This is a genomic window from Komagataeibacter ossonobensis, from assembly GCF_057359305.1.
The window spans coordinates 35137-45938 of record NZ_JBXAYQ010000018.1; the positions used below are offsets into that span (position 1 = coordinate 35137).

A 10802-nucleotide genomic window follows, 5' to 3' on the forward strand; every position below is an offset into this window, starting at 1 on the left:
AAAAGTTTTTGGGTGCCGCCTTTTTTCAAAAAGGCGGCGTTCTTCGAAGCTTTTTGAAAAAAGCTTCACCAAAAACTTCTTTCTGTTTTCAGCCAGTTAGCGGTAGTAGAAACGGTGCAGTGCGGCTGTCGGATGCGCGTGCGACATCATGGGGCGTGCCTGCGGCGACAATCCGGCCGCCCGCATCCCCCGCACCGGGTCCCATGTCGATCACCCAGTCCCCACGTGCCGCAACCCGCATGTCATGTTCGGCCACCACGACGGTGTGGCCGCCATCGACCAGTGACTGCAGATGGGTCTGCAGCCGGTCCACATCCGCCGGGTGCAGGCCGGTGGTCGGTTCATCAAGGATATACAGCGTGTGGCCCCGGCGCTGCTTCTGCAGTTCTGTCGCAAGCTTGATGCGCTGTGCCTCGCCCCCCGAAAGCTCGGTTGCGGGCTGTCCCAGTCGCAGGTAGCCCAGACCGCCCTGCTGCAACGTACCCAGCGCGTTGGCCAGTGAGGGCGTGTCGGTAAAGAACACGGCCGCGTCATCCACCGTCATGTTCAGGACATCGGCAATGGATTTCCCGCGTATCGTGACTTCCAGTACATCCGGCTGGTAGCGCGTGCCGTGGCAGGTGGGGCAGGGGGAATAGACACTGGGCAGGAACAGCAGTTCCACCATGACCGACCCAGCCCCCTCGCAGGTGGGACAGCGGCCCTTGGGCAGGTTGAAGGAAAAACGCCCGGCGTCGTAACCGCGTGATTTGGCCAGATCGGTTGCGGCATACATCTGCCGTATCGTGTCAAACAGGCCGGTATAGGTCGCAAGGTTGGAACGCGGCGTGCGCCCGATCGGCTTCTGGTCGATCATGACCAGCCGTTTGATCTGGCTGGCCCCGGAGGTGACATGCCCCTGCGGTGTGCCGATGGGCATGTCCTCGATGTTTTCGCCGTCCGTATCCTGCACCAGCTTCTGTCCCAGCGCATGGGCCACAATGGCGGGCAGGGCCTGACTGACCAGGCTGGACTTGCCCGACCCGGACAGGCCGGTGACGGTCACGAAGGTACCCAGCGGGATTTCGACACGCAGGTTACGGAGGTTGTTCCACGTGATCCCGTCCAGCTTTAGCCATCCCCTGGCCGGACGCGGCGTGCCCGCGATGGGCGCATCACTGGCGAACAGGTAGGGCGCGGTGCGCGACAGCTTCACGTTCCGCAGGCCATCTGGCGGCCCGCTGTACAGCACTTCGCCCCCGCGTGTGCCCGCATCGGGACCAACATCGACAATCCAGTCCGCGCGGCGGATCAGGTAGAGGTTGTGTTCGACGATGAACAGCGAATTCCCCGCCGCCTTCAGCCCTTCCAGCGCATCCAGCAGGTTATGGGCATCCGCCGGATGCAGCCCGCTGGAGGGTTCATCGAGTACATAGACCACGCCAAACAGGTTGGAGCGGATCTGTGTCCCCAGCCGCAGCCGCTGGTATTCCCCCGGTGACAGGGTGGTCACCGAACGGTCAGCCTGCAGGTAGCCCAGACCCAGATGTTCCAGCACGCCAATGCGGCCGATCAGGTCGGCGGCCATGCGGCGGGCGGCAATGACGGTGGCGTCGCCCGCCTGTGGCGTATCGTCGGGCACCTGCGTGCCTTCGGCCAGCGGGGCAAGGGTATGGGCGATGGTGGACAGGGTCTGCTGTGTCATCTGCGCAATGTTCAGCCCCGCCAGCGTGACACGCAGTGCGTCAGGGTTCAGGCGCTGCCCATGGCAGGTGGGGCAGGGGGTCGCGGTCAGGAAGCGTTCGGCCCGCCTGCGCATGTTGGCACTCTGTGATGTCGCGAAGGTATGCAGCACGTAGCGCCGCGCGCCGGTGAATGTGCCGTTATAGGACGGCGGCACATGGTCGCGGATTGCACGCTGTACGGCAGCATGGTCCAGGCCGGGATAGACGGGGTAGGTCGGCGTTTCCTCGGTATAGAGGATCCAGTCGCGCGTTTTCTGCGGCAGGTCGCGCCATGGGCAGTCCACGTCCACGCCCTGGGTAATCAGGATATCGCGCAGGTTCTGCCCCTGCCATGCGGTGGGCCATGCGGCCACGGCGCGCTGGCGGATGGACAGGCTGTCATCGGGCACCAGCAGGTCCGTGGTGGTATCCATGATCCGGCCCTGCCCATGGCATTGCGGGCAGGCCCCCATGGGGGTGTTGACGGAAAAGGATTCCGCCTCCAGCCGTTTCATGCCGTCGGGATAATGTCCCGCGCGGGAATACAGCATGCGCAGCAGGTTCGACAGCGTGGTGATGCTGCCGACCGAAGACCGCCCGGTACCCGTGCCGCGTTGCTGTTGCAGGGCGATGGCGGGGGGCAGGCCCTCGATGGCGGTCACGTCGGGCACAGGCATCTGCCTGAACAGCCGACGTGCGTAAGGGGAGACGGATTCCAAGTATCGTCGCTGCGCTTCCGCATACAGCGTCCCGAAGGCGAGGGATGATTTCCCCGATCCCGAAACCCCCGTGAACACCACCAGCTGGTCGCGCGGCATGTCCACGCTGACATCCTTCAGGTTGTGTTCGCGCGCGCCACGCACATGCACGAAATCCGCCCGGCTGTGTGGATCGGGTTCAGGACTGGAAATGGGGCGCTGCGACATGGGATGGCCTTCATGCAATGTGCCGGTTGCGGCAGTAACCCCGTTATAACGCGGCGCCGGGGTTTTGTCTGGCATGCCTTTGTTACTGTTATCGCACATTATATAATTGAAAATGATCCGATGGCCGCCCGCCCGCTTGACCGATGGAACGGGGCAGCGCATCAGAAAGATCGGATAATGACAAAGCGAATGATCAGGCAGGCGGAAGCATGAAAAGGTTCATCATACTGGGCGTAGCCATATGCCTGTTTTCCGGGGTGGCCCATGCAGCGTCCGGACGGCATGGGGAAAAGACTTCCGTCATTGCCGAGGCAGAGCGTCATGTTGCGGCTACCCTGCCTGACCCGCACGGGGTGACATTCCGCAATGTCACGGTCCATTCCATGGATGCGACGTCGGTCGTGTGCGGTGAAATGGCCCAGCATGACGCGCCTGCGGGCGGGACGTTCATGAAGTTCGGCTACGTGCAGGGACAGGATGACCCGGTGGTCTTCAGCGGTCGGGAAGTGCCGCAGAAAGTCGAGTTCAATGAAGTCAATTCATGGCTGAATGACAGCATCAAGCTCGAGGATCTGGAGGAAATGGGTTGCGTGCCCCGTGGCACCTACCATAGCTATAATGAACGGCTGAATAAGGTCATGTCCCAGCGCAAGCAGTTTGGCGTGAACTGAGGGGCAGGGCAACTTGTGCCCCCGGCGTGTGTTATGCGGGGCATGAATCCGGAGCGCCATGTCCATGGCGGCATCAATCGCAACCTGTCTGCCGGCCCGTATTGTCGGGGCGGCCCCGTGACCGGATGATCCTGGAATGATGGCGGGGTTCAGGCCGACAGGGCAGCGCGGCTTTTGTAGTCGCGCAGGGAAGGGAAATTCATGACAGATGTAACGCAGTCCATGCTGGGCCAGGATGTGTTCGCGACAGGTTCGGGCCGCATGGGCACGCTGACAGCCGTCAACACCAATGCGACCATCCAGATCACAGTTGATGGCCCGGCGGAAAGTACCTTCACCATTCCCGTATCGTGGGTACAGTCCACCGATGGTGGCAAGATCCTGCTCAGTCATACGCTGGAAGATGTACAGTCCTATACCCCACCCGCCTGAATGGCGTCATGCTGACCGTGTGATGGGAAAGGCCGCGCATGTCGCATGAAACGCAACGGCAGGCTGGTCCGATTGTCGATGTGCAGTCGGACGAAGAGACATTCCGCGTGCCATTGCAACATGCGCCCGATGTGTTGCTGGCCAACGCACGGGCGGCGCGCATGCCGGTGTTTGCGCCTGCGCGCAGGGCCGTCGACCTGGTTGACGTAACACAGGTCGATCCGGCGATCGCACTGGATATCCGTTACGCCACGGCACGGAATTTTCTTGGCTTTCCTGTCTATCCGACAGCGCGGGCATTCCTGCAGCGCCCGGCGGCGCAGGCCCTGTCCCATGCGCGCATGCTTGCCGCGCAGCATGGCTATGGGTTGCTGGTGTATGACGCCTATCGTCCATGGTATGTCAGTTACCTGTTCCGGCAGGCGGTGCCGGAGGATCTGTACGAATTCGTCGGTGATCCCGCCATCGGTTCGCGCCACAATCGCGGATGCGCCGTGGATCTGACGCTGTGGGATCTTGCCACCCGCCAGGTGGTGTCCATGCCCTCGGGTTTTGATGAAATGACACCGCGCGCCCATGTGGCCTATGCCGGTGGCAATGCTGCGGCGCGTGCCCTGCGCGATCTGCTGGCCCGTATCATGACGGCAAGCGGCTTCCTGCCGCTGGCCGAGGAATGGTGGCATTTCGATTATGGGAACTGGCAGGATTATCCGGTCATGGACCTGCCGTTTGATGCGATCGGGCGCGATATCGCGCCCTGACCGCATCGGGCATCAGTCGTTGTGGATGGTGCGGTCAATCGAACGCCCGGCCTTTTCCGCCGGCCCTTTCGGCGGATCGAACGTGTCCTGCATCTTGTCCCCGAAATGATCTATTTTCTCGCCGGTGGTTTCGTGGTGCCGCTTGCACCCGCTCAATCCCGTGCCGGCAAGAACCAGCGCCAGGCCAAACGCTGCCAGCGGGCGTATGCGGCGTCGGGGCGGATGTGCGGGACGGTCATGGTGCAGGGACAGGCGGAACTGGATACGGGTCGATGCGTCGGGCGTGGTCGGTGATGTCGGGGTTGAAGACGTATGCGTATCCATGTGCGGGTCCCTGCCTTGGTATGATGAATCCTCAACAGTGAAAGCGGTAGCCGGGTTCCGGTTGCACATAAATGTGAGCCGCCGCTAGCTGAACATGGCCCGGCAGTCCGGGCACAGGCGCAGGAAACGGCCATCCGCGACAAAGGCGGTATCGCAGTTCAGGCAGGTGCGCCGGACCTGATCCGGGCGGTCCATGGGGATGGCATGGCGGATGCGGTGGCGGCGCAGGTGGGCTTCCAGCGTCTTGATGTTCAGGCCCAGCCTGCGCGCGGTTTCACGGGTGGAACAGCCCTGCCTGCGTAACTGCGCAACGGATGGGGCAATGGCGGTCCAGTCCAGCCGTGGCGGGCGTGTGCGACGGGGAGGGATGGCGTTTGATGCGCTCTGCGCGGCGGTGTGCGTATTTTTCATACGATATTTGTGCTTAAAAAACGCACATACAGCAAGGAGATTATGCGGGGGAGGAAATTCAGTCATGCCTGCAGAATATTTGTGTATTTTTTTCATACACATGTAAGGAACCCTCATGCACGATCCCTATCTGCCCGCAGGCTGTACCCAGGCTGATATCGATGCCCGATTCGAACCCGATGAACCGGCCTGGGTCGCGCCTTATGTCGCGCAGCTCCAGCGTCGTCTGGACCGTCTGGGCACCATCCGGGCCGAACTGGCGGCGGACCGTTTTGATGGTGCGTACGATGGGGTGGGTATCCTGGGTTATCTGGCTGACGAGATGGAAACGGTTCGTATGGCCATGGCCGATCCTGTCGCGGAGTATGGGGACTGATCCCAGTCCGCTGGGACAGGGGACGGGCCGCTCGGATATTTCCATTTGAAAATGCGATAGGGAACCGGCACAAGCGCAGGCAACCTCTATTTTTCATGGATGTGGAATGACCCAGCCAACCTGCCTGCCTGATCTGGACCACGAATATTTCCTGCGTCAATCCTTTGCCGTGGCGGAGCGCGCGCGTCAGGCGGGCGATCATCCCTTTGGCTGCGTGCTGGTTGATGGGCAGGGCAACGTGGTGATGGAGCAGGGGAATGGATATACGGCGGAAGGCGGTGACATGACCGCCCATGCCGAACGCCTGCTGGCCACGCGGGCCTCAAAGGCCCATGCGCCGGACGTGCTGGCATCGTACACCATGTACACATCTGCTGAACCCTGTGCGATGTGTGCGGGTGCTGTGTACTGGAGTGGGATCGGTCGCGTGGTCTATGGGCAGAGCGAAGCCAGCCTGAAGGAAATAACCGGCGACCACCCCGAAAATCCGACGCTCGACCTGCCCTGCCGCACGGTATTCGCGGCGGGCCAGCGGTCGGTTGCGGTCATTGGCCCCCTGCTGGAAGACGAAGCGGCTGAATTGCAGCGTACGTTCTGGCGTGAAAAGGACGGACCCGCCGCCTGAAAACTTGAAAGGTAAAAGTTTTTTGGGTGCCGTCTTGTTTCAAAAAGGCAGCGTTTTCTGAAGCGTTTTGAAAAAACTTCTTTCTTGTTTGTGTTCAGAATCCGTTGGTCGTGGTCTGCCCGTTGGCCATGGAATAGGAACAGGCCCGGTCCCCGTCGGTCACCACCAGCCAGATGATATTGCGCAGCCCGATATAGAACTGCCCCGCATCCCTTAGCGAGGTATAGCCATGGTGGCGGAACCACGACGCCACGATGGTCGTGGGCTGGGTACCAAAAGATTTCTTTATTGTTTCCAGAAGTTTGTCGCACTGCCCGCGATTGAAGGTATCGTGGTCCTGATACCAGATGCCCACCAGTATGGTGTTGCGCCGGGGGTCGAAATCCGCCACCGGCATCATCTCGCTGTCATAGCTGTCGGGCAGGCTGTCGATTTCATGCTGCATGGCGCGTTCGGCGCGGATCAGGCCAAGGTCCATCATGGTCAGCTTGTCGGCAAATAATGTGCTGATCACCTGTGACGGGGCTGTCTGGGCGGTGGCAGTACCGCAATATCCGCACATAAGGGCAAGGAACAGGAACAGGTAACGCAAGATATCCCCCATGGCAGGACTGGTTCGGACCATCCTTCTCATGGATGGGGCCGGTGCGGACGGCCATGCATTTCATGTCATGACACGAATTAAATAAAAATAACCTTTTAGGCCATCTGCCTCATCTTGAAAGTTATGCGTATAACTTTTATCTGCCATGAGAATAATGACTGACATGGCGGTGAACGGGAGTGCGCGCGATATGACACGGATGAAACTTGCCCTGCGTGGCTGGTTGCAGGTGCTGCGTGGTCAGGTCGTGCATGAAATTGGATATGCCATAAGCCATGACCGCATGCAGCGTCGTGGCATCCTGATTGAAAAGCTGGGTCATGGCCTGTTGTACCGTGCGCATCGCATGGGGCATGTCCCGGCGCCCGATATGGGGAAGACGGATCCCTATGCGCGGCCGCCGCGCGCCTGATGGTGCTGCGTCCTGACTGTACGGGCATAGAACGGATGGGATATCAGAAAAAATTCATACGACTCTTCACGAGTCGTGGAAAACACACACCTTATCCCCGGTTCCCAACGGTTCTATCCACAGGGTTGCCCGGATATTCGTCCCCTGAATCTGTGGATAAGGTAAGGACGGCGCCAGAAAGAAGTTTTTGGTGAAGCTTTTTTCAAAACGCTTCAAAGGAACGTCGCCTTTTTGAAAAAAGGCGACACCCAAAAACTTTTATTCTTTTCAAACAGTCTTTTAGCGATGCCCTGCAAGGTGCTGCATGTCATCGCCCACATGCCGTAGCGCGTCACGCACCGACATGTGGCGGCGGTTGCCCGCTTCCGACACCACGGTCACCGTGGCGGTCATGCCCGCGGCCAGGATAAGGTCGGGCGGGATGCTGTCGATCTTCACGCGCACCGGAATACGCTGTGCCAGCCGCACCCATGTATAGACCGGGTCCACCGCCGGCAGACCCTGTATGGATGTGGCGGCGTTGTTGCTGGCGATCCCGCGCGTGATGCTTTCCACATGGCCGAACAGCGGTTCATGAAAGCCCATCAGGTCCAGTCGCACCGGTTCGCCCACCTTGATGGAATGGATTTTCGTTTCCTCGAAATACCCGTCCACCCAGTAGGAATCCGCATCGATGATCTGGATGTTCACCTGTCCCGCATTGGCATAGTCGCCCGCACGCATGGTCAGGTTGGTGACGTAGCCGTTGATCGAACTGCGGACCTCGGTGCGTTCCAGGTTGATGCGTGCCTGCTTCAGGTCTGCAAGGGCTGCCGCATACTGGGCTTCCGCCTGCTGGGCCACGGCCTCGAACTGCTGCTTTTCCTCGCCCGATACGGCAACGCCCGAAATCTTCTGGCGGCGTTCGTACTGTGATGTCTTGAATTCAAGGTCCGCGCGCCGTTCGTTCACGGCGGCATCGGCGATATCCAGCTTTACCCGGAAATCGAACGGGTCGATGACATACAGCACGTCGCCCTTATGCACGAACTGGTTGTCATGCACGCGCACTTCGTTGATCTGGCCGGAAATGCGCGGCGCGATATTGGCGACCTGGGCACGGACCTGACCGTTCCGTGTCCATGGTGATGCCGTGTAATAATCCCACAGCACAATGGCCACGATGGCTGCGACAATCAGGATGACAGCGGTAACGGCCAGACGCACAAGGCGGTTTGCATATGCGAACACGTCAGGATTCTTTCACAGGATCAGGGTATACAGGCCAACAAGGCAGATCAGCAGGCCGAACTGCGTCAGCGGCGGGTTCCAGACAAACCGCCACAGGTTGAACCACGACAGCACGATGCGCAGCACCAGCAGCGTGCACAGCGCCAGCCCGAGGTTCATGACAAAGGCCGAGATCAGCACGCCTTCCAGATCAACAACCTGCCGCATCAGCCTGCCTTCTTCGTTTTGATGATGCCGTAATGCCGCAACCGTGGCGCCGCCGCCTGCCATGCCCGCATCACACCATCCAGCCCGGCCAGCAGGTTGATGGCGGCGATCTGGGTCTGGGGTGGCAGCTGGGCCCGCGGGGTGGGGATGGCGGCCATTGCCTCACGCATGCGGGGGACCACGTCCCATGGCGCATGCAGCAGCAGTTCGCGTTGCGCCAGTTCGGCGGCTGGGCGCAGCAGGGGGATTGCCTGTGCCTGCCGGGCATAGGTCCGTGCCCGCGCCAGTGCGCCATCAAGTTCGGCAAAGGTGGTGAAACTTTCCATCTGTCGCGTGCTGCTGGCGGTGCCGGGCAGGCGGTCGGTCCAGAACTGCATCTGGGCCAGCCGGTCATAGGCACGGGTCAGGCGGGCCGGGCTGTCGGCTTCGCCATGCCCGGTCATCTGGCGTTCCAGCGCACGGACGATGCTGGACGCCATCCAGAACCGCTGCCGCCGCGGTGAGGGCGGAAACAGCAGCACAAGGATGATGAAGGCCAACAGGGCCGCCAGAAGGTAGAAGATGTTGCGGTTGAGGAATTCCGTCGGGTTATAGCTCTGGTGGTTGTCCAGCCCCAGTATGGCAAAGAAAAACACACCATAGTTGAAGCCTATGGCCGCCGTGGACGGGCGCATGAGCAGCAGGCAGGCCAGAAACGTCTGGGGCAGCAGCGTCAGCGCCAGGAACGGCATGTCCGCCCCGTGCAGCAGCACAAAGAAGTTCAGCAGCGCCGCCGCCAGCACGCTGCATGGCAGGCCGATGATCGCCCCCATGCCAAAGCGCGCCGTATCCACATTGGTCGCGGCCAGCGTCAGGGTCAGCGCGGTCTGGGCCAGCGCTACGGTCGCCCCCGGCAGGCCGGTGATCACGCATACCCCGGCCGCGAACGAAAACCCGACCAGAACCCGCAGCGCCCCGATCAGCGCCAGCAGGTAGTTGGGCTGGACGGCGATATTGACGGTCCTGTCGTGAACGCTGCCGGTACCTTCGGTCAGTATGGTCTGCCCCGTATGCATGCGGGTACGCGCACTCAGCATGCGGGCGGCGCGTTCAATGGCGAAGGCTTCATCCGCATTGGGCACGTGACCGGGCAGGGCGGTGCGCACGGCATCCAGTATATGTGTGGTGAAACCGGCCTGGTCGGTGCGCAGGTCGGTCTGCCGGGCGACACGGGCAATGGCGTCCTCCACTGCCGGGTCGATATTGCCGTGCCCGGTGTGGCGGCCCAGTCCACGCGCGCAGTCAAGAATGGTCAGCATGGACACCATGGCCAGCCGCGCCCCGTTGGCACGCGTGCCGCCGCGTTCCAGTTCCGTGCGGGCATAGGACAGGGGCGTGGTCAGTGCGAGTATGCGCGCGCCCAGTTTGATGTCCGCCTGTGCGCCACGATCGTACATATGTTGCAGGGCAGCGCGTGCGGTTTCGCTCAGCGGTCGGATAAGCTGTTTCAGCCCACCCGCCAGTCCCCGCCATGCCTCGGGCGAGCCGGACAGGATATTGACCACGGCCACGGCAAAGACCCCAAGGGTAATGGCTGAGGCGCGGGATACTGCGATGTTGAATACATTCTGTGGCGTATCAATGCAGTTCACGGCCACAAGGGCGACCGTATAGCCTGACAGCAGGGCGGCATAGGAGCGGAAATCCCGCTCCAGCGATCCCACGAAGGCACATGCCGCAAGCCACAGCGCCACACCCCCCAGAAAGGGACCGCGCTGCTGGTTCCACACCGCCACCAGCACAATGGACACGCCCATGCCCACCATGGTGCCCAGCAGCCGGTAAAATGCCTTGGACAGTGCCTGTCCGCGCAAGGGCTGCGCCAGAATCATGACGGTCACGCCGACCAGCAGGGGATTGTCCAGCTGCAGCCAGAAGGCCGTGGCAAGACCAAGGACCAGCGAACACCATGTACGCAGGCTGAACCCCACCCAGCCCGCAGGCAGACGGTCAGCCAAGGGAAGGAAGGTACGTGTGATGTCGTGAATACGTCGCGTGCTGTTTGCCTGTAGGTCTGGCATGGCCTCCCTGACCGTTCAGTGGCCTCACGGCGTTTAATACAATGGAAATAGCCGGGAATT

General features: G+C 61.1%; 13 protein-coding genes. 6 read left to right on the plus strand and 7 right to left on the minus strand.

Annotation, left to right across the window (positions count from 1 at the left end; all coding sequences use genetic code 11):
• Positions 1-88 precede the first annotated feature (88 nt).
• Entirely contained in the window at positions 89-2629 is a 2541-nt protein-coding gene (locus AC1RQ9_RS11245) for an excinuclease ABC subunit UvrA (RefSeq protein WP_485986991.1), read from the minus strand.
• Positions 2630-2838: 209 nt separating this feature from the next.
• On the opposite strand from AC1RQ9_RS11245, the gene AC1RQ9_RS11250 reads away from it, so the two are divergent.
• The 3 genes from AC1RQ9_RS11250 to AC1RQ9_RS11260 all read left to right on the plus strand — a co-directional run bounded on the left by AC1RQ9_RS11250 (position 2839) and on the right by AC1RQ9_RS11260 (position 4493).
• Complete coding sequence (locus AC1RQ9_RS11250; protein WP_485986962.1) at positions 2839-3300, plus strand: hypothetical protein; 462 nt, start codon at positions 2839-2841, stop codon at positions 3298-3300.
• A gap of 201 nt (positions 3301-3501) precedes the next feature.
• Entirely contained in the window at positions 3502-3732 is a 231-nt protein-coding gene (locus AC1RQ9_RS11255) for a DUF2171 domain-containing protein (RefSeq protein ID WP_010508653.1), read from the plus strand.
• Between the two features lie 38 nt (positions 3733-3770).
• Positions 3771-4493: a M15 family metallopeptidase gene (locus AC1RQ9_RS11260; RefSeq protein WP_485986963.1), complete on the plus strand. Its 723-nt coding sequence runs from the start codon at positions 3771-3773 to the stop codon at positions 4491-4493.
• Positions 4494-4505: 12 nt separating this feature from the next.
• Here AC1RQ9_RS11260 and AC1RQ9_RS11265 read toward each other — a convergent pair whose 3' ends face one another.
• Together AC1RQ9_RS11265 and AC1RQ9_RS11270 are read right to left on the minus strand one after the other, a co-directional pair.
• Positions 4506-4817, minus strand: coding sequence for a hypothetical protein (locus AC1RQ9_RS11265; RefSeq protein ID WP_485986964.1), 312 nt, complete (start codon positions 4815-4817; stop codon positions 4506-4508).
• An 84-nt stretch (positions 4818-4901) separates the two neighbouring features.
• The gene (locus tag AC1RQ9_RS11270) at positions 4902-5228 is read right to left on the minus strand and encodes a helix-turn-helix transcriptional regulator (protein WP_193732911.1); all 327 of its coding nucleotides are present in this window, start codon (positions 5226-5228) and stop codon (positions 4902-4904) included.
• 115 nt (positions 5229-5343) lie between these two features.
• Between AC1RQ9_RS11270 and AC1RQ9_RS11275 the strand changes: the two genes are divergently transcribed.
• Together AC1RQ9_RS11275 and AC1RQ9_RS11280 are read left to right on the plus strand one after the other, a co-directional pair.
• Complete coding sequence (locus AC1RQ9_RS11275; protein WP_485986965.1) at positions 5344-5604, plus strand: hypothetical protein; 261 nt, start codon at positions 5344-5346, stop codon at positions 5602-5604.
• Positions 5605-5710: 106 nt separating this feature from the next.
• Positions 5711-6229 (plus strand): nucleoside deaminase, encoded by a 519-nt coding sequence (locus tag AC1RQ9_RS11280; protein WP_485986966.1) that lies wholly within the window; start codon positions 5711-5713, stop codon positions 6227-6229.
• A 94-nt stretch (positions 6230-6323) separates the two neighbouring features.
• On the opposite strand, the gene AC1RQ9_RS11285 is transcribed toward AC1RQ9_RS11280, so the two are convergent.
• Complete coding sequence (locus AC1RQ9_RS11285) at positions 6324-6854, minus strand: hypothetical protein (protein WP_485986967.1); 531 nt, start codon at positions 6852-6854, stop codon at positions 6324-6326.
• A 169-nt stretch (positions 6855-7023) separates the two neighbouring features.
• Between AC1RQ9_RS11285 and AC1RQ9_RS11290 the strand changes: the two genes are divergently transcribed.
• Complete coding sequence (locus tag AC1RQ9_RS11290; protein WP_485986968.1) at positions 7024-7245, plus strand: hypothetical protein; 222 nt, start codon at positions 7024-7026, stop codon at positions 7243-7245.
• Positions 7246-7524: 279 nt separating this feature from the next.
• On the opposite strand, the gene AC1RQ9_RS11295 is transcribed toward AC1RQ9_RS11290, so the two are convergent.
• From AC1RQ9_RS11295 to AC1RQ9_RS11305, 3 genes are read right to left on the minus strand one after another with little or no spacing between them, the layout of a single operon-like run.
• Positions 7525-8475 (minus strand): efflux RND transporter periplasmic adaptor subunit, encoded by a 951-nt coding sequence (locus AC1RQ9_RS11295; protein ID WP_485986969.1) that lies wholly within the window; start codon positions 8473-8475, stop codon positions 7525-7527.
• Positions 8476-8487: 12 nt separating this feature from the next.
• Positions 8488-8682 (minus strand): DUF1656 domain-containing protein, encoded by a 195-nt coding sequence (locus AC1RQ9_RS11300; protein ID WP_485986970.1) that lies wholly within the window; start codon positions 8680-8682, stop codon positions 8488-8490.
• Positions 8682-10742, minus strand: a complete 2061-nt coding sequence (locus tag AC1RQ9_RS11305) for an FUSC family protein (RefSeq protein ID WP_485986971.1) — start codon at positions 10740-10742, stop codon at positions 8682-8684. The genes AC1RQ9_RS11300 and AC1RQ9_RS11305 overlap by 1 nt, the downstream gene beginning before the upstream one ends.
• Positions 10743-10802: the final 60 nt, after the last annotated feature.

Coding starts and splice junctions, on each gene's coding strand:
- AC1RQ9_RS11280 (WP_485986966.1), top strand. CDS start 5,711: ATGACCCAGCCAACCTGCCTGCCTGATCTGGACCACGAATATTTCCTG.
- AC1RQ9_RS11255 (WP_010508653.1), top strand. CDS start 3,502: ATGACAGATGTAACGCAGTCCATGCTGGGCCAGGATGTGTTCGCGACA.
- AC1RQ9_RS11265 (WP_485986964.1), bottom strand. CDS start 4,817: ATGGATACGCATACGTCTTCAACCCCGACATCACCGACCACGCCCGAC.
- AC1RQ9_RS11305 (WP_485986971.1), bottom strand. CDS start 10,742: ATGCCAGACCTACAGGCAAACAGCACGCGACGTATTCACGACATCACA.
- AC1RQ9_RS11270 (WP_193732911.1), bottom strand. CDS start 5,228: ATGAAAAATACGCACACCGCCGCGCAGAGCGCATCAAACGCCATCCCT.
- AC1RQ9_RS11275 (WP_485986965.1), top strand. CDS start 5,344: ATGCACGATCCCTATCTGCCCGCAGGCTGTACCCAGGCTGATATCGAT.
- AC1RQ9_RS11290 (WP_485986968.1), top strand. CDS start 7,024: ATGACACGGATGAAACTTGCCCTGCGTGGCTGGTTGCAGGTGCTGCGT.
- AC1RQ9_RS11250 (WP_485986962.1), top strand. CDS start 2,839: ATGAAAAGGTTCATCATACTGGGCGTAGCCATATGCCTGTTTTCCGGG.
- AC1RQ9_RS11285 (WP_485986967.1), bottom strand. CDS start 6,854: ATGGTCCGAACCAGTCCTGCCATGGGGGATATCTTGCGTTACCTGTTC.
- AC1RQ9_RS11245 (WP_485986991.1), bottom strand. CDS start 2,629: ATGTCGCAGCGCCCCATTTCCAGTCCTGAACCCGATCCACACAGCCGG.
- AC1RQ9_RS11260 (WP_485986963.1), top strand. CDS start 3,771: ATGTCGCATGAAACGCAACGGCAGGCTGGTCCGATTGTCGATGTGCAG.
- AC1RQ9_RS11300 (WP_485986970.1), bottom strand. CDS start 8,682: ATGCGGCAGGTTGTTGATCTGGAAGGCGTGCTGATCTCGGCCTTTGTC.